At 72.3% G+C, this 16,815-nt stretch carries 21 protein-coding genes; 8 read left to right on the top strand and 13 right to left on the bottom strand.

From position 1 onward, the window contains the following. Nucleotides 1-49 precede the first annotated feature (49 nt). The gene (locus tag C5H89_RS18080; protein WP_240181943.1) at nt 50-856 is read left to right on the top strand and encodes an SDR family NAD(P)-dependent oxidoreductase; all 807 of its coding nucleotides are present in this window, start codon (nt 50-52) and stop codon (nt 854-856) included. A 7-nt stretch (nt 857-863) separates the two neighbouring features. Here C5H89_RS18080 and C5H89_RS18085 read toward each other — a convergent pair whose 3' ends face one another. The 7 genes from C5H89_RS18085 to C5H89_RS18115 all read right to left on the bottom strand — a co-directional run bounded on the left by C5H89_RS18085 (nt 864) and on the right by C5H89_RS18115 (nt 6,434). Further along, complete coding sequence (locus tag C5H89_RS18085) at nt 864-1,046, bottom strand: hypothetical protein (protein ID WP_101525766.1); 183 nt, start codon at nt 1,044-1,046, stop codon at nt 864-866. Between the two features lie 52 nt (nt 1,047-1,098). After that, a complete protein-coding gene (locus tag C5H89_RS18090) occupies nt 1,099-2,322 on the bottom strand; it encodes a cysteine desulfurase-like protein (protein WP_104108339.1) in 1,224 nt (407 codons plus the stop codon). Between the two features lie 67 nt (nt 2,323-2,389). Then, nucleotides 2,390-3,322, bottom strand: coding sequence for a hypothetical protein (locus tag C5H89_RS18095; protein WP_104108340.1), 933 nt, complete (start codon nt 3,320-3,322; stop codon nt 2,390-2,392). Between the two features lie 56 nt (nt 3,323-3,378). Then, nucleotides 3,379-4,089: an alpha/beta hydrolase gene (locus tag C5H89_RS18100; RefSeq protein ID WP_104108341.1), complete on the bottom strand. Its 711-nt coding sequence runs from the start codon at nt 4,087-4,089 to the stop codon at nt 3,379-3,381. A gap of 60 nt (nt 4,090-4,149) precedes the next feature. After that, the gene (locus tag C5H89_RS18105) at nt 4,150-5,424 is read right to left on the bottom strand and encodes a DUF6596 domain-containing protein (protein WP_240181944.1); all 1,275 of its coding nucleotides are present in this window, start codon (nt 5,422-5,424) and stop codon (nt 4,150-4,152) included. Further along, nucleotides 5,421-5,780 (bottom strand): YciI family protein, encoded by a 360-nt coding sequence (locus C5H89_RS18110; RefSeq protein ID WP_104108342.1) that lies wholly within the window; start codon nt 5,778-5,780, stop codon nt 5,421-5,423. The genes C5H89_RS18105 and C5H89_RS18110 overlap by 4 nt, the downstream gene beginning before the upstream one ends. A gap of 42 nt (nt 5,781-5,822) precedes the next feature. After that, nucleotides 5,823-6,434, bottom strand: a complete 612-nt coding sequence (locus C5H89_RS18115) for a GNAT family N-acetyltransferase (protein WP_104108343.1) — start codon at nt 6,432-6,434, stop codon at nt 5,823-5,825. A 36-nt stretch (nt 6,435-6,470) separates the two neighbouring features. Between C5H89_RS18115 and C5H89_RS18120 the strand changes: the two genes are divergently transcribed. Next, nucleotides 6,471-6,932, top strand: a complete 462-nt coding sequence (locus C5H89_RS18120; protein WP_104108344.1) for a GNAT family N-acetyltransferase — start codon at nt 6,471-6,473, stop codon at nt 6,930-6,932. A gap of 71 nt (nt 6,933-7,003) precedes the next feature. On the opposite strand, the gene C5H89_RS18125 is transcribed toward C5H89_RS18120, so the two are convergent. Further along, complete coding sequence (locus C5H89_RS18125) at nt 7,004-7,714, bottom strand: VOC family protein (RefSeq protein ID WP_104108345.1); 711 nt, start codon at nt 7,712-7,714, stop codon at nt 7,004-7,006. Between the two features lie 99 nt (nt 7,715-7,813). Here C5H89_RS18125 and C5H89_RS18130 point away from each other — a divergent pair, with 99 nt between their 5' ends. Then, complete coding sequence (locus tag C5H89_RS18130) at nt 7,814-8,203, top strand: hypothetical protein (protein WP_104108346.1); 390 nt, start codon at nt 7,814-7,816, stop codon at nt 8,201-8,203. A gap of 62 nt (nt 8,204-8,265) precedes the next feature. Then, nucleotides 8,266-8,790 carry a hypothetical protein gene (locus C5H89_RS18135; RefSeq protein ID WP_104108347.1) on the top strand — a complete coding sequence of 175 codons (525 nt, stop codon included), beginning with the start codon at nt 8,266-8,268 and terminating at the stop codon, nt 8,788-8,790. A gap of 10 nt (nt 8,791-8,800) precedes the next feature. On the opposite strand, the gene C5H89_RS18140 is transcribed toward C5H89_RS18135, so the two are convergent. Together C5H89_RS18140 and C5H89_RS18145 are read right to left on the bottom strand one after the other, a co-directional pair. Then, nucleotides 8,801-9,331: a Clp protease N-terminal domain-containing protein gene (locus C5H89_RS18140; protein WP_104108348.1), complete on the bottom strand. Its 531-nt coding sequence runs from the start codon at nt 9,329-9,331 to the stop codon at nt 8,801-8,803. Then, entirely contained in the window at nt 9,331-9,540 is a 210-nt protein-coding gene (locus tag C5H89_RS18145; RefSeq protein WP_104108349.1) for a helix-turn-helix domain-containing protein, read from the bottom strand. The genes C5H89_RS18140 and C5H89_RS18145 overlap by 1 nt, the downstream gene beginning before the upstream one ends. A gap of 72 nt (nt 9,541-9,612) precedes the next feature. Here C5H89_RS18145 and C5H89_RS18150 point away from each other — a divergent pair, with 72 nt between their 5' ends. From C5H89_RS18150 to C5H89_RS18160, 3 genes are all read left to right on the top strand, one after another. Continuing rightward, on the top strand, nt 9,613-10,014 hold the full coding sequence (locus tag C5H89_RS18150) for an ASCH domain-containing protein (protein ID WP_205305117.1): 402 nt from the start codon (nt 9,613-9,615) through the stop codon (nt 10,012-10,014). A gap of 197 nt (nt 10,015-10,211) precedes the next feature. Further along, a complete protein-coding gene (locus tag C5H89_RS18155; protein WP_104108350.1) occupies nt 10,212-11,546 on the top strand; it encodes an alpha/beta fold hydrolase in 1,335 nt (444 codons plus the stop codon). A 59-nt stretch (nt 11,547-11,605) separates the two neighbouring features. Further along, nucleotides 11,606-11,980: a PaaI family thioesterase gene (locus C5H89_RS18160; protein WP_104108351.1), complete on the top strand. Its 375-nt coding sequence runs from the start codon at nt 11,606-11,608 to the stop codon at nt 11,978-11,980. Nucleotides 11,981-12,036: 56 nt separating this feature from the next. On the opposite strand, the gene C5H89_RS18165 is transcribed toward C5H89_RS18160, so the two are convergent. Together C5H89_RS18165 and C5H89_RS18170 are read right to left on the bottom strand one after the other, a co-directional pair. Further along, complete coding sequence (locus C5H89_RS18165; protein ID WP_104108352.1) at nt 12,037-13,722, bottom strand: ribonuclease J; 1,686 nt, start codon at nt 13,720-13,722, stop codon at nt 12,037-12,039. A gap of 56 nt (nt 13,723-13,778) precedes the next feature. After that, complete coding sequence (locus C5H89_RS18170; protein ID WP_104108353.1) at nt 13,779-15,248, bottom strand: FAD-dependent monooxygenase; 1,470 nt, start codon at nt 15,246-15,248, stop codon at nt 13,779-13,781. Between the two features lie 162 nt (nt 15,249-15,410). Here C5H89_RS18170 and C5H89_RS18175 point away from each other — a divergent pair, with 162 nt between their 5' ends. Further along, complete coding sequence (locus C5H89_RS18175; RefSeq protein ID WP_162799461.1) at nt 15,411-16,283, top strand: DUF1963 domain-containing protein; 873 nt, start codon at nt 15,411-15,413, stop codon at nt 16,281-16,283. A 73-nt stretch (nt 16,284-16,356) separates the two neighbouring features. On the opposite strand, the gene C5H89_RS18180 is transcribed toward C5H89_RS18175, so the two are convergent. Then, on the bottom strand, nt 16,357-16,815 hold the full coding sequence (locus C5H89_RS18180) for a hypothetical protein (protein WP_162799462.1): 459 nt from the start codon (nt 16,813-16,815) through the stop codon (nt 16,357-16,359).

Here is a 16,815-nt window from a genome sequence, read left to right on the forward strand (position 1 = left end):
CCTAGCCGGGTGGGGGCATGCGGGCGCCGAGGTCGGGTACGCACCCGTCATGAGCGCATCCCCCATCGCCGCACCCAAGCCGCTCGCCGCCGTCACCGGTGCCAGCAGCGGCATCGGCCTCGAGCTCGCCCGGCTCTTCGCCGCCAACGGGTTCGACCTGGTGATCAACGCCGAGGACGCCGCGCTGCACGAGGCTGCCGAGGAGCTGCGGGGCTCCGGGGCCGCCGTACGCGTGGTGCAGGCCGACCTGCGCGCTCCCGACGGCGTCACCGAGCTCTACGACGAGATCCGCGCCGACGGGCGACCCCTCGCCGCGATCGCCCTCAACGCCGGGGTCGGCCAGGGCGGGGCGTTCGTGGAGACCGACCTGGGACACGACCTGGAGATCATCGAGCTCAACATCCTCTCCACCGTGCGCCTGGCCAAGCTGGCGCTGCGCGACATGCTGGACGCCGGGCAGGGGCGGGTGCTCGTCACCTCCTCCATCGCCGCGGAGATGCCGGGGTCGTTCCAGGCCACCTACAACGCCTCGAAGTCGTTCTTGCAATCGTTCACCACCGCGCTGCAGGACGAGCTCAAGGACACCGGCGTCACGCTGACGTCGCTGATGCCCGGACCCACCGACACCGAGTTCTTCGCCCGGGCGAGGATGCTGGACACCGCAGTGGGCCGGGGCAAGAAGGACGACCCGGCGCAGGTGGCCGAGCAGGGCTTCGCCGCGATGATGGCCGGGGAGGCCCGCGCGGTCGGCGGCGGGCTGGCCACCAAGGTGCAGGAGGCTGCCAGCAAGGTGCTGCCGGACAAGGTCAAGGCCGCGCTGCACCGCCGGATGGCGCAGCCGGGCTCGGACAGCTAGGCGGGGACTAGGGGGTCGGCGCGTCCGGCCCGCCCTGGTTGGTCGGGCAGTCGTCGTTGGAGCAGATCCGGTCGTCGACGGTGGCGTCCGGCTCCGCCCTGGGCTCGGACTCCAGGTCGTCGTCGGGCCGGTGGCCGCGGAGCCGGACCTCGGACCCGCAGACCTGGCAGGGCTTGTTGTCGAAGTACACAGCTGCTCCTCGTCGGACTCCTGATGCTGCGGGTGACCCTACTCAGCCGGCGTCAGCCGGCGAGCTCCGCCACCCCGGCGAGCAGCCGGTCCACCTCGTCGGCGCTGGTGTACGGCGCCAGCCCGGCGCGCACCGCACCGGCGTCGCCCAGCCCCAGCCATCGCGACGCCTCGAGCGCGTAGAAGTTGCTGGCCGGTGCGTTGACCCCGCGGGCAGCGAGCTGCTGGTGCACCTCGCGGCCGCTGTGGCCCGCGACGGAGAAGTAGGCCGTGGGAGTACGCCGCCGCGGGGAGCCGTGGAGCCGGACCGCGTCGAGCCTGCCCAGGCCCTCGAGCAGCCGCTCCAGCAGCTCGTCCTCGTGCGCCTCGACGGCGCGCATGGAGGCCAGCAGCCGCTGCCGTCGGGGCCGCTCACCCCCACCGGGGGTCGGGGCGAGGTCGGCGAGGTAGTCGATCGCGGCCGTCGTACCGGCGAGCAGCTCGTAGGGCAGCGTGCCGAGCTCGAACCGCTCCGGGACCGCGTCGGAGGAGGGCAGCAGCTTGTCGGGGTGCAGCTGCGCCAGCAGCTCGGGCCGGGCCACCAGGAGGCCGTGGTGCGGCCCGAAGAACTTGTACGGCGAGCAGGCGTAGAAGTCCGCGCCCAGCGCGGTCACGTCGACCGGGGCGTGCGGGGTGAGGTGCACCCCGTCGACGAAGAGCAGCGCCCCGACCTCGTGCACCGCTTCGGCGATCGCGGGGACGTCGGGCCGGGTGCCGAGGATGTTCGAGGCCCCGGTGACCGCGACCAGCCGGGTGCGCTCGGACAGCACGGCCCGTACGTCCTCGACGGCGAGCTCGCCGGTCTCGGCGTCGAAGTCGGCCCAGCGCACGGTCGCACCGACGGCGTCGGCCGCCTGCAGCCACGGACGGATGTTGGAGTCGTGGTCGAGCCGCGAGACGACCACCTCGTCGCCGGGACCCCACTGCCGGGCCAGCAGCCGCGCCAGGTCGTACGTCGCCTGGGTCATGGAGCGCGCGAAGACGACCCCGGCCGCGTCGCAGCCGAGCAGGTCGGCGACCGCAGCCCGAGCACCGAGGACCACCTCCTCGGCCCGGCGCTCCGAGGCGGTCACCTGGCCGCGGTTGGAGAGCCCGGAGATCATGGTGGCGGCGATCGCCTCCGCCACCTGCCGCGGCACCTGGGTGCCGCCGGGCCCGTCGAAGTACGCCGTACCCTCCGCGAGGGCGGGGAAGTCGGCGCGTACGCGGGCGAGGTCGAAGGCGGTGGGTGCGGGCATGGCGACATCCTGCCTGCCGCCCCAACCGCGCATGTGCACCCGGACGGGGGTCGGGGGCGAGGACCCGCTACTGCCCCAGCCCGCACGCGTCGCGCGCGTAGTCGAGCACGCGTGAGGCACCGGCCGCCGGCATCCGCACCAGGAGCTCACCCGGCTTGCCGTCCAGGCGCAGCTGGACCCGGAAGGCAGTGGCGCCGCCGGACTCCATGAAGGCGTGCGGGTCGCACCGTGCCGGCACCACGGGCAGCTCGATGCGCACCGGGGTGCCGTCGCTGCGCACCAGGAGCCGAGGGGTCCAGACCGGTCGCCGGTCGGGGGTGAGCACCGGGGTGCCGGAGACGGTCTGGACCAGGATCCGGTGCCCCGGCCGGCCCGAGGGGGTCGCGACCAGGGTGATCGTGGCGACCCCGTCGCGACCGGGCCGGTCCACCTCGACCTGGGCGTCGAAGGCCAGCGTGGCCGCCTCCCCCAGCGCCAGCTGGAAGCAGCGGGACTCGACGTAGCGCGCCACCACGTCGGCCTCGTCCTCGACCGGGATCCGCGTCGTACGGCCGGCATGGGTGACGGTGACCCGGCCCGCTCCTCGGCTTCCGCACGCGGGCCGGGCGGGCTGGGCCAACGGGTAGCCCCGCTCGGAGTCGGCCGGGATGGCACGCAGCCGCTCCGCAGGGATGCCGGTGCGGAACCTGGGGTCCCGGTAGTCGATGGTGCTCGGGTCGACCGGCTGGGCGAGCCCGTTGCCGATCCAGACCTGGAAGCGTCCCAGCGCGGCGTCGCGGGAGGACTGCCTGAGGTCGGCGACCAGCCGGCCCGCGGGTGGGCCCATGTCCGGCTGCGGGATCGGTGAGTAGGTCCGGATCGACCGGGTGGGGGACGGCGAGGTCCCGGGTGCGGCCTGGCCCGGCTGGGAGGACTCCGAGGCGCAGGCCGACAGCAGCGCGCAGAGCGCGATCGCCCCCAGCAGACCTCCTCGCTGGACCCGACCACCACGCCGCGCCATGGCGGCCAGTCTGGTGGTCCCGAGGCTCGACTGCCAGACCTTTTCGGGGCGCCGGTCTACCCGGCGACAGCCAGGGCGAGCACCCGGCCGAGCTCCTGCGGCCGGCTGAACTGGGGCCAGTGCCCGGTCGGCAGGTCGAGGTAGGAGACCGACGCGATCTTCGCCAGCTCCTCGGTGCCCGGCTCCCGGGCCGCGACCGCTCGGCGCAGCACGATGCTGGGCAGCTCGCACATCACCATCGTGATCGGGATGCCGTAGCGGCGGTCGTCGTAGAGCTTCTGCTCCCCGGTCACCACGCCTTCCGGCGAGGGGATCGAGCGCGCCCGGACCAGGACCCGGAGCTCCTCGTCGAGCCCGACCAGCATCTCCTCGCCGAAGGACTCCCACGGCGGCAGCGCGACCTCGCCGCGTTCCACGAACCAGCCGCCGTCGCCCTTCTGCCCATCGGGGCGGGGCTCGCTCGCCACGTAGACGACGCGCGCCACCCGCTCGGGTCGGGCGTCGGCAGCGGCATGCGCCAGCGCACCTCCCGCGGAGTGCGCCACCAGCACCACCTTCTCCGGGTCCTGGGCCTCCAGGGCGTCGATGATGTCGATGACCTCCTCGACGTGGTCGCGCAGCGTGATGCCGGAGCGGTCCAGCCGCCGCGAGCCCATGCCCGGCAAGGTCAGGGCGTGCACCCGGTGCCCGGCAGCCTCGAGCACCGGGGTGACCTCGTTCCACGAGGACCCGACGAGCCAGAGGCCCGGGATGAGGATGAGCTGCATGGGGCGCAGGCTAAGTTGAAACCTACCGAGAGGTAACCCTTTTGCCTCGAGCTTGACCAATCATGGGTAGATCGCTTGCTCGCCGCCTGCGGCACGCGCGGCCAGGAACGCCCGCTCCGCCTCGTTGCCGGTCATCGAGATGGCCCTCTCGTACGCCGCCCGCGCCTCCTCGGACCGGCCCAGCCGGCGCAACAGGTCGGCCCGTGCCGCATGGAACGGCTGGTACGTCGTGAGGTCGAGCGCCTCGACCAGCGCCAGGGCGACCTCGGGGCCGTCGAGCTCGGCCACCGCCAGGGCCCGGTTGAGAGCGACGACCGGGGTCGGCGTCACGGCGTACAGCTGGTCGTAGAGGGCGAGCACCTGGGACCAGTCGGTGGCGGCGAAGTCAGGTGCGTCGGTGTGCACGGCGTTGATCGCGGCCAACAGCTGGTGGTGGCCGGGCCGGTTGCGGCGCAGGCACTCGCGCACCAGGACGTGACCCTCGGCGACGAGCCCGGTGTCCCAGCGGCTGCGGTCCTGCTCGTCCAGCCCGACCAGGCGCCCCTGCACCACGCGCGCCGGGCGGCGGGCCTCGGTCAGCAGCATCAGCGCCAGCAGGCCGGCCACCTCCGGCTCGTCGGGCATCAGGTGGCGCAGCACCCGGGTCAGCCGGATCGCCTCGGCGCAGAGGTCGGTGCGCACCGGCTGGTCACCGGCGCGCGGCAGGTAGCCCTCGTTGAACACCAGGTAGAGGGTGGCCAGCACGCCGCCGAGCCGATCGGCGAGCTCGGCGTCGCCGGGCACCCGGTAGGGGATGCGGGCGGCGGCGATCTTCTGCTTCGCGCGGGTGATGCGCTGGGCCATGGCACGCTCCTGGACCAGGAACGCGGCGGCGATCTCCGGCACGGTGAGTCCGCCGAGCAGGCGCAGCGTGAGCGCCACCCGGGTCGCCGGCGCCAGTGCCGGGTGACAGCAGGTGAAGAGCAGCCGGAGCCGGTCGTCGGGGATCGCGGACGCCGGGTCGTCCGGGTCCCAGTCGGCCGGGTCACCGCCGTGGCGGGCGTGCAGCAGGTCGGCCTCCACGTGGCGGGCGCGCCTGGTGGACTCCCGGCGGACCCGGTCCACCGCGCGGTTGCGCGCCGTGGTGCTCAGCCACCCGGGCGGGTACGGCGGTACGCCGGCGGTGGGCCACCGACGTACCGCCTCGGCGAAGGCGTCCTGGGTGACCTCCTCGGCCAGGCCCAGGTCGCCGAAACGGCGGGTCAGGGCCGCCACGATCCGACCGAACTCCTCGCGGTGGAGTCCCTCGATCAGCGTGGCGACCTCGTCCGGCGCCGCGTGCGCGGGCAACGTCACTCACCCTGGAAGGGCCGGACCTCCACCTTGCCGCGGCAGGCCTTGGAACCCTCCGCCGCCAGCGCCAGGGCCTCGTCGAGGTCGCGTGCGGTGATCACCCAGAAGCCCCCGATCAGCTCCTTGGACTCCAGGTAGGGACCGTCGGTGGTGACCACCTCGGCACCGGTGCCGTCCACGACGGTGGCGGTGTGCGCCGGGTGCAGGCCGCCGGCGAAGACCCAGTGGCCCCGCTCCTGGAGGCTCTCGTTGAAGCGACCGGTGTCGGCGAACGCCTGCTCCATCTCCTCCTTGCTCCCGTAGGTCCCGAACTCGTCGTACTCCGCCGGTCCCCACACCGACAACAGGTACTCAGCCATGACTCTCTCCTCCGCTCAGGGGCACGACCCGTCGTCGTGCCCTCACCCACTCCACGAACCGGCCGGGCCGGATGCGACATCCAGGGCACGGCGCATCACCACGCGAGGGAACCCTCCGGCGACGGCGTCCGTGGTCGAGGCCAGGGTGAACCCGGCGTCCTCGAAGAGCTTGCGGGTGCCGACGTAGGCCATCGTCAGATTCATCTTCTGCCCCTGGTTGTCGGCGGGGTAGCCCTCGATCGCCGGGGCGCCCTGCTCCGCGGCGTACGCGACGGCACCGGCGAGCAGGTGGTGGGCGATCCCCCGGCGGCGGTGGCCGGGGCGCACCACCAGGCACCACACCGACCACACCGGCAGGTCGTCCACGTGCGGGATCTTGGTGGAGCGCGCGAACGGCAGCTCCGCCCTGGGCGCGACGGCCGCCCACCCCACGACCTCCTCGCCGTCGTAGGCCAGGACACCGGGGGCGACCGGGCGGGAGCACAGCTCACGCATGTGGTCGCCGCGCGCCGGCCCCACCAGCTCGCGGTTGAGCTTGGAGTCGATGCGGTGGCTCAGGCACCAGCACACGTTCGCGTCCGGGCGCTTGGGCCCGAGCATGACGGCAACGTCGTCGAACCGTTCGGACCCGGCCGACTTAATTGAAATGGGCATAGTGCAGATCCTTCCGCACCCCTACACTCCATGGCCATGACCGTGCCGGTCCTCCGCGCCGGCCCCAGCCATGCTGAGCTGCTGGGGCGGCTGCTGTACGACTTCAACACCGAGTTCGCCGCGCCCACGCCACCCGCCGAGGTGTTCGCCAGGCGCTTCAGCAAGCTGCTGCCCCGCAGCGACGTGATCGCCCTGCTGGCCGGCGACCCGGACATCACCGGGTTCGCGCTGCTCACCCTGCGCCACACGCCGTACTACGACGGGCCCCTGGCCCAGCTCGAGGAGCTGTACGTCGTCCCGCAGCTGCGCGACCAGGGCATCGGCACCGCGCTGCTGGACGCCGCGGTCACGGAGGTGCGTGCCCTGCGGGCCGGGGAGATGAACATCAACGTCGACGAGGTCGACGTGGACACCAGGCGCTTCTACGAACGGCACGGCTTCGTCAACGTCGAGCCGGGGACCGACTTCCGGATGCTGTGCTACCTGCGGGAGCTGTGAGGCGGCCGCTGCCTGTAACACTTCGGGCCCTGACGACATCTGCTGAGACGACCTCCCCGCGCCGCGGTCGGTCAGGAGGTCAGCAGGCAGAACTCCCGGCCGTCCGGGTCGGCCATCCGCAGCACGCCACCGGCCCGGCCCTCATCCATCCGAGTGGCGCCGAGGGCCACCAGGCGCTCGGCCTCGGTCGCGGGGTCGTCCCCGGTCGCGAGGTCGAGGTGGAGTCGGGACTTCCCGGTCAGGGGCAGCTGCGGCGGCCCGCCCCAGCTGATCTTGGGACCGCCGGCGGGCGAGCGGATGGCGGTCTCCTCGTCCTGGTCCCAGACCAGCGGCCAGCCCAGTGCCGCGCTCCAGAAGTAGCCGACCTGCTGGGACCCGTCGCACGAGAGTGCCCCGAGGAAGCCGCAGTCGGCGAGGAAGGCGTTGCCCGGAGGGATGACGCACAGCTCGTTGCCCTCGGGATCGGCGAGCACCACGTGCTCGGCGTCAGGTCCCTGACCGATGTCGAGGTGCTGGGCGCCGAGCCCGAGCGCCCGGTCCACGGTGGCCTGCTGGTCCTCCAGCGAGCCGCTGGTGAGGTCGAAGTGGATGTGGTTCTGACCCCGCTTCGGCTCCGCAGACGGGAGGAAGCGGATCTCGAACCCGGTGTCGTCGTTCGGCAGCAGCGTCACCCCGGCCCGTGCGTCGTCGACGCTCTCCCAGCCCAGGACCCCGGACCAGAACCGCGCGAGCGCGGAGGGGTCGTGGGCGTCGAAGCACAGGGCGACGAGGCGGGCTGCCATCTCCCCAGCATGACGCACGCCGAGGCCCCGGAACAGGCATGGCGCGGGTGGGACGGAAGACCCTTTGCCCCCGGGGCCCGTCGTCGTATCGTGACGAAAATGGTGGACACTGCTCGCGAGCTCCAAGTGCTGGTCATCGGTCTCGACCCCTACCGGGTGCCGGGCCCGTGGGACCCCCAGCCGATCGCCGAGGCGATCCAGGCCGGCATGACCGCACTGGCCGACCTGGGGCACCGGGCTGAGACCTGCCTGCTGGGGCTGGAGGGCGGGGAGGACCACGAGGCCGAGGTCTCCGCGGCGCTGACGTCGCGGCCCTGGGACTGCGTGATGGTCGGTGGCGGCATCCGCAAGCCCGAAGAGCTGCTGGGACTCTTCGAGTCGATCATCAACCTGATCCGCCGCCACGCGCCACAGGCGGCCATCGCGTTCAACGCCACCCCGCAGGACCTGGCCGATGCCGTGACGCGGTCGGCCGGCGCTCCTGCCTGACCGCTGGAATCGCAGGTCATCCCGCTGCCGGCCTGCGACACTCCCCCGGTGAGGTACACCAGATGAGGCGCCTGGAGGTGGGCCTGGGCGCTTTCGGCGTCTCGGTGCTGGCGATCGTGGTGTTCGTCAACGTGTTCCGGGGCGGCATCGCCGACGGCTACGACCACCTGATCGACGCCGCTGGTGGCAGCAGCCGGGCGGCCGCCCTGGTCGGCTGGGCCGCGGGCTTCGCGTTCGTCGCGTGGGTCGGCGTGGCGCTGCTCGTCCCCCGGATGATCTGGCACGTCTGGTTCTGTGTCGTCTCGCTCGTGCTCTTCGTCCCCTTCATGTCGCTGCAACCGTCCAGGAGCAGGCGCAGCGCCGAGGTCGAGTCGGACCTGTGGTTCCTGGGGTCCTTCTTCGACACCTACAACAACGCCATCGTGGTCGCGGTGCTGGCGCTGCTGGTCGGGATGGGCGCCCTCTACCTCTCGACCCGGGAGGGCGGGCGGGCCGACTTCTGGGTCGCGGCGAGCGGCAAGATGCCCGCGGTCATCCTGCTCGGCGGGACCGTCGCCACGCTCATCCAGGCCGTGGCTTTCGTCTGAACCAACGACCTCAGGCGGCGTCGGACTGCTCCTCCAGGGCGGTGCGCAGCGCGTCGAGGTTCACACCGGCCCGCTCCAGCAGGGCGCGGCCCGGCCCCTCGGCAAGCACCAGGCCCAGCATCAGGTGGACGGAGTGGATGCCCCGGTCCTTGAGCCGGATCGCCTCGCGCAGTGCCAGCTCGAGGGTCTTCTTCGCGTCCGGGGTGAAGGGGATGTGCCCGCCCGAGCGCCGGCCCGCCCGCTCCAGGGCTCCCGCGCCGAAGACCTCGTCGGCCTGCCGCCGTACGGCGTCCAGGTCGATGCCGATGCCGGCCAGCGCGTCGCCGTCGAGCCCGCCGGTCCGTACGTCGGCACGGGCCTGGGCGAGGATCGCCTCGACGTCTCCCCCGGCGGCGCCCAGGGCGCGCCGCGCCGGGCCGGGCCCCTGGACGAGGGAGATGAGCAGGTGCCGGGTGTCGATGCTGCGGGACGCCGCGTCCCGGGCGACGACCTGCGCGTCCGTCACGACGGCGCGCGCCTGTTTGGTGAACCTCTCGAACATCAGTTCCTCCTGCCGTGCTTCTTGTGGACTGCCTGCCGGCTGACGCCCAGGGCGTCAGCCACCTCCTGCCAGGACCAGCCGAGCTCGCGCGCCCGTGAGACCTGCAGCGTCTCGAGGCGGTCGGCCAGCTCTCGCAGCGAGCGGACGGCTCTCAGGCCGGCGCCGGGGTCGTCCCCGGCAGCGGAGTCGGCGAGCGTCTTGTCGGTCATCTGTCAACCGTAGTTGACATCTATCGAGGCCGTCAACCCCGGTTGACAATCTGGTTCGATAGCGTCCTGCTCGTGACCTGGCCCCGTGTCGACGGACTGCGCGCCCTGGAGCTGGGGACTCCCGGCGAGCTGCGCGACCGCCTCAACCGGCTCGTCCGCACCGGCCTCAAGCGCGCAACCGCGGGACTTCTCACCGAGTACGCCGACGAGGGCGAGGCCCTGGAGCACGTCGGCGAGCGCCTGGCCCTGCTGGGCGACGACGGGGAGCAGGTCGGCACCATCGAGGTGACCGGGGTGGAGATCCTGCCGTTCGAGGACGTGCCCTGGGAGTTCGCCGCACTGGAGGGCGAGGGGGACGCCGACCTCGACGAGTGGCGCACCGGGCACCGCGACTACTGGGAGCGCGTCGGCACGCCGGTCGAGGACGAGACGCCGATCGTGTGCCTCAGGTTCGTCCTGATTGCCCCACGATGACCCGGTGAGCAGCAGGCGTACCGGCACGAGGTGCACGACCATCCTGGGTCTGGCGACGGCGACACCCGTGCTGTGTGGTCCGCACATCCCCAGCAGGGCGACCAGCACCCTCGGATCCGACCCCCGAGACGTCCGTTGACCCCGCTCCGCGACCACGGATAGCGTCCGGCACCTGACGCTAGGACCACGGAGCCCCCATGCTGCGACCGTTCGCCACCGCCCTTGCCACCGCCGCGCTGATGTTCGCCGGCCTGATGGCACCCACCTCGGCCTCCCCCCACCCCGGCCCGTCGCCCAAGGAGGAGCGCAGACCCATCGTGTTCGTGCACGGGTCGTCGGGCTCCGGGTCGCAGTTCGAGAGCCAGGCCCAGCGGTACGCGTCGAACGGCTACCCGGTGTCGTGGATCGAGGCGCACGAGTACGACTCGACGTTCGCGACCAACTCGCTGGCCGACGTCCACGCCGCGCTCGACGCCCGGATCGACGCCCTGCGCGAGCGCACCGGCGCCGAGCAGGTGGACGTCCTGGCCCACTCGTTGGGCACCTACGTGCTGCAGCGGTACCTGACCAGCTCGCCCGAGCGGGCGGCCGAGGTCGCGCACTACGTGAACCTCGACGGTGCCCCGGCGGCCGAGCCTCCCGGCGGCGTCGAGACCCTCGCCATCTGGGGGGAGAACAACGCCGCGGGGGAGATCACCGGCGCCCGCAACGTGCACCTCGACGACCAGGGCCACACCGAGACGGTCACCTCGCCCGAGTCGTTCACCGAGGCGTACACGTTCTTCACCGACAAGGCGCCGAGGACGACCGAGGTGGTCCGGGCCTCCAGGCGCATCGACGTCTCCGGCCGCGCCGTGCTGTTCCCCCGCAACGTCGGCGTCGACGGCGCGACCCTCGAGGTGCACCGGGTCAACGCGCACACCGGCCGGCGGATCGGTCGCCGCCCGGTCGCCACCTACCAGCTCTCCGGCGACGGGTCGTTCGGTCCGTTCAAGGCCTCCCCGACGGCGTCCTACGAGTTCGCGCTCATCTGGCCGGGCGGGCCGACCCACCACTTCTACCGCCAGCCGTTCCGGCGCTCCAACTCGCTCGTCCGGCTGCTCGCCAGCGTCCCCGGCACCGGACTGGACGCCGCCACCGAGAAGAGCGACGCCCACGTGAACCTCACCGTGAACCGCAACAAGGAGTGGTGGGGCGACCAGGGTGAGGCCGGTGACACCCTGAGCATCGGCGGGCAGAACGTGCTGACCCCCGCGGTCGCGCCCCGGAAGCGCCGGATCATCGGGATGTTCGCCTTCGACGCCGGCAGCGACAAGGTGAGCGCCACTGACGCGGTACTGCCCGCCTTCGCCTCGCTCCCGTTCATCACGGGCACGGACGTCTACCTCCCAGTGTCCGAGCGCGGGACCGTGCGGCTGGTGGCGAAGGCCCGCGGGGAACGCCGCCCCCAGATGATCAACGTCCCGGCGCTCCCGTCGAGCGAGCACCGCATCAGCGTGCAGTTCGACGACTTCGTGCCGCGTCTTCGCTGACCGGGACGGCGAGCCGGCGGGGTCCGCATCAAGCGGGCGCAGGCGGGTACCTCCGCTGCGTGACCAACACAGCGAAGGGCTTCCTCTCACTCATCGACGCCGGCTACCCCGAGGGGTCTGACGGCCGCGCCAGGCTCGAGGTGGAGGTGGACGAGCGCCACCTCAACCCCGCCGGTACCGTGCATGGCGGCCTGCTCGCCACCCTGGTGGACACCACCATGGGCGAGGCGATCCGCACCCTGCTGGACGACGAGACCCCGGCCACCAGCCAGCTCAGCCTGACCTACCTGCGCCCGGGCAAGCCCGGGCGGCTCCTGGTCACGGCACAGGTGAGCAAGCGCGGCGAGAGCATCACCGTGTGCGAGGCCGACATCGAGCAGGACGGCAAGTCCCTGGTGCACGCCCTGGCCACGTTCGCCCTGGTGGAGCACTGACCGGCTGACGCGCCGGCCAGTGCCCCCGGGGCTCTGCCCTGGGCCGGCCCCCTGGCTCAGGCGTCGACGACGATCGAGATGATCAGCGGGCTGCGGCGGAACTTGCGGTGCGCCCAGCGGGCGACCTCCCGGGTGATCATCTGCTCCAGCCGGCTGGCCTCGCCGATGCCCTCGGCCGCGGCGCGGGCCAGGGTCTTCTCGATCACCGGGACCGCATCCTTGAACGCGTCCGGGCCCGGCACGAACCCGCGGATCATGAAGTCGGGCGTCTCGGCCAGCTTGCCGGTGTCGGCGTCCACCAGGGCGAGCACCGTGACGACGCCCTCCTCGGCCAGGGTACGGCGGTCCTTCAGCGTGTTCTCGGTGGCGCCGCCGACGGTCTGCGCGTCGACGTACACGTTGCCGGCGGGGACCTTGCCGGTGATCTTGGCCTGGCCCTTGACCAGGTCCACGACCACGCCGTCCTCGGCCAGGATGACCCGCGCGGGGTCGACGCCGGTCTTGATCGCCAGGTCGGCGTTGGCCTGCAGGTGGCGCCACTCGCCGTGGATCGGCATCACGTTCTTGGGCTGCACGATGTTGTAGCAGTAGACGAGCTCGCCGGCGCTGGCGTGGCCCGAGACGTGCACCTTGGCGTTGCCCTTGTGCACGACCTTGGCGCCCCAGCGGGTGAGGCCGTTGATCACCGAGGAGATGGCGTTCTCGTTGCCGGGGATGACCGAGCTGGCCATCAGCACGGTGTCGCCCTCGCCGATGCGGATCTTGTGCTCGCGGTTGGCCATCCGCGACAACGCGGCCAGCGGCTCACCCTGGGAGCCGGTGCAGACGATCGCGACCTTCTTGGGGTTCATCCGCTCCAGCTGCTCGAACGGGACGACCAGGCTCTCGGGGTACTTCAGGTAGCCCAGCTCGCGGGCGACGCCCATGTTGCGCACCATGGACCGACCCACGAAGGCGACCTTGCGGCCGTGCTCCTGCGCGGCGTCGAGGACCTGCTGGATGCGGTGCACGTGGCTGGCGAAGCTGGAGACGATGACGCGCCGCGGGGCGGTGCGGAAGACCGTCTCGATGGCGGGGGTGAGCTCCCGCTCCGACATGGTGAACCCGGGGACCTCGGCGTTGGTGGAGTCGGTCATGAACAGGTCGACCCCCTCCTCGCCGAGGCGGGCGAACCCGCGCAGGTCGGTGATGCGGTCGTCGAGGGGGAACTGGTCCATCTTGAAGTCCCCGGTGGTGAGGACCAGGCCGGCCGTGGTGCGGATCGCCACCGCCAGGCCGTCGGGGATGGAGTGGTTGACCGCCAGGAACTCCAGGTCGAAGGGACCGAACTTGACCCGGTCGCCCTCCTTGACGTGGTTGAGCGCGGGCTTGATCTGGTGTTCCTTGAGCTTGGCCTCGATCAGCGCCAGCGTCAGGGTGGACCCGACCACCGGGATGTCGCGTCGCTCGCGCAGCAGGTAGGGCACGCCGCCGATGTGGTCCTCGTGACCGTGGGTCAGCACGACCGCCACGACCGAGTCGAGGCGGTCCCGGATCCAGGTGAAGTCGGGCAGGATCACGTCGATGCCAGGCTGGTGCTCCTCGGGGAAGAGCACGCCGCAGTCGACGATGAGCAGCTTGCCGCGGTGCTCGAAGACGGTCATGTTGCGACCGATCTCTCCGAGGCCTCCCAGGCCGACGATGCGCAGCCCGTCGTTGGGGAGTTTCGGGGGAAGCTGGAGTTCGGGATGGGGGTGGCTCACAAACCTACGCTAGCCGAGGCCGTTCGGCTTCCGACTCCCGGCGTCCTCCTGAGGGGTCAGCGCCGCTCCTCCCGGGCCCCGAACCAGGTGGTCAGCGCCTCGCGGAGCCCGGTGCCAGAGCCGTCGGAGACCCACGCGACATGCCCATCGGGCCGGACCAGCACCGCGACGGGCGCCGGGACGGCCCCGATGACGGGCAGCTCCCAGGTCTCGCGCTGGGCAGCCACCGGCTGGGCCGCCACGTGCTGGACCCGGTCGTCCCACCCGGCGACGTCGAGGCCGGCACCGAGGTCGAGCAGCACCGGACGCGCGGCGTGCAGCAGCTCGAAGAACCGCCGCGGGCCGTCGGGGGCGACCAGGTCGAGGTCGGGCATCCGCCGCCCCAGCAGCGGGTGCCCCTCGTCGGGACCGTGTCGCTCGTCGAGGCCGGACAGCAGCGCGGTGAGCTGGAGGCGGGGTCCCTCGAAGGACAGCAGCTCGGAGAAGGCCTCGCGCATCGCCGTGGTGCGTGCGTCCCCTCGTTGCAGGAAAGCCTGGGTCATCACGTTGCCCAGGACGCGGGCGGTGGCGGCGTGCCGCTCGGCCTGATAGCTGTCCAGCAGGGCGTCGGGCGACACGCCGCGGACCACCTGGGCGAGCTTCCAGCCGAGGTTGACCGCGTCCTGGACCCCGAGGCCGATCCCCTGCCCGCCGGTGGGCGGGTGGGTGTGGACGGCGTCCCCGGCGAGCAGCACCCGCCCGCTGCGGTAGGCCACGGCCTGGCGGGTGGCGTCGGTGAACCGGGAGATCCACCGCGGGGCGTGCGCGCCGAAGTCGGTGCCGTAGACGGCGGTCAGGGCCGTGCTGAGGTCCGCCAGGGTGGGGTCGGTGGGCGGGCCGACCTGCTGCTCGGTGACCACGACCCCGACGGCGCTGCCGCCCGGCAGCACGTTGAGGGCGTGGATGCCGACGTCGTCGAGCCGCAGGCCCGTGGGCGTCTCCTCGCGCACCTGGACCTCGGCGATGAGCTGGCTCCGGGTCGCCTTGGGCCCGACGAAGTCGATGCCGGCCCGCTTGCGCAGGACGCTGCGGCCGCCGTCGGCGCCCACCAGGTACGACGTACGCAGCGGGTCACCGTGGGCGAACCGGATCTCGACCCCGTCCTCGTCGGAGGCGAAGTCGACGACCTCGACCCCACGGCGTACCGGCACGCCGAGCTTCTCGACCCAGTCGAGCAGGATCCGCTCGACGTGGCGCTGCTCCAACGCGCACGTGTAGGGGTGTCGGGTGGGGAGCGCGGCGGCGTCCAACGGGGTGCTGCCGAAGCTCAGCGCCTGGACCGTCTGCCCCTCTGCCAGGAACTGGTCGGCGATGCCGCGCTGGTCGAGGATCTCGATGGTGCGGCAGTGGAAGCCGCGGGCGCGGGTGCCCACGAGGTCCCCGGTGTCGCGCCGCTCCACGAGGGCGACGTCGATCCCGGCCAGCGCGAGCTCGCCGGCCAGCATCAGGCCGGTCGGCCCGGCCCCCACGATGGTCACTTCCCTCATGCCACACCACTCCCCACTCGCCCGCTCGCTCGCTCGAAGGAGTGTGGTGGACGACCGGGGCCTTGCCGCAAGCCCCCTGCGTGGCTATACCTTGAAAGTGGCAGGCAATAGTCTCCGCCGTCACGGCTCCGATGGGTGCCGGTCGACGACGAAGGGGACGACATGCTGGGACGACTGTTCGGACGGTCGAGCACGAAGTCGGCGCGGGAGGCTACCGCCGCGGAAAGCGACGGGGCCGGACACCTGGCCCGGGTCGAGCGGCTGATCGCGCTGGCGCCGCCCGAGGACCGGGACTCGGTACGCGCCCTGCTGCGTCCCGCGGCGGTCAGTCACGGGACGTCAGGACGCCCCGCCGCCGTCGACTCCTACATCGGCGGGCACCCCTACCTCCCGGCGGGCCGGGAGTGGCCGCTGGACGAGGACGGGCGCCCGATGCACTTCGTGCTGCAGGTCAACTTCGCCGCTGTCCCACAGCTGCCGGACTTCCCCGGCGAGGGTCTGCTGCAGTTCTTCGTGCGGGACCACGAGACGTGGGGGCTGACGTTCGCGGAGCTGATGGGCCGGGAGGGCTTCCACTGCCGGTGGTACGCCGCCTCCGACCTGGACGCGGCGACCTCGCCCGACCCGAGCTCCCCGGTGCCGCCCGCCCAGGTCCGGCCCTCACCGGTGGAGCACCCGGGGCCGTGGCCCTTCGCCTTCGAGCTGCTGGAGCTGTTGCCGTCGGCCTATGAGCAGATGGAGTCCGAGCGCGCCGCCAACCCCCGCGGGTTCGCCGCCTACGAAGCCCTCTGGGAGGAGCACGAGGAGGTCGCCGAGGCGGCGAGCGAGGGCGGGGAGGTGCAGGTCGGCGGCTGGTCGGCCTTCCTCCAGGGCGCCCCGGACGCCCCCGAGGGCTGCTCGCCCCGGCTGATCCTGGGCCTGGCCTCGGCCGGCGGGATGATGTGGGGCGACGTGGGCACGGCGCACCTGTTCGGCGACCCGGCCGCCTTGGCGCGCGGCGACGTCTCCGACTTCTGGTGGGAGTGGTCGCACTGACCGGCCCAGGCCCCCACGCAGGCTGACGCCAGTTGCCCCTGGGGATTTCCGGCCGGTTGATTACGTTCAGGGATTACAGGACTGCGGTGACCGTCACCGTGCCGACCGGCCCACCCGGTGCCTTCAGCCGGACGACACCCCGGTAGGAGAACCCGGGACCGAAGTCGCTGCCGGTGGTCATCATGCGATTCCGCCACGAGCCGCCCTTCATGCCGCTGGAGCTGCGCGACCCGTCGGGGAAGAACGTCTCGTCCTTGAGGGTCACCGACGTCATCTTCTTGCGCAGCCGCGGCACCGGCTGGACCCGCACGCAGAAGCCGACCTCGTCGCCGGCGGCGGCTCGGAAAACCTGGGCCGTGCCGAGCTTGGCACCGGACTTGGCGCGGATCGCCTTCTTCGGTGAGATCGACTCGCTCAGGCACTTGGCCGGCGCTGCTTCTGCGGAGGCAGAAGCAGTGGCGGAGGCGCCGGTGAGCAGGCCCGCGCCCAGGGCCAGGGCGGAGAGCGCGGCAGCAGCAGTACGTCGGGTCAT

Source organism: Nocardioides sp. 616 (genome assembly GCF_002930065.1).
GTDB classification, from domain to species: Bacteria; Actinomycetota; Actinomycetes; order Propionibacteriales; family Nocardioidaceae; genus Nocardioides; species Nocardioides houyundeii.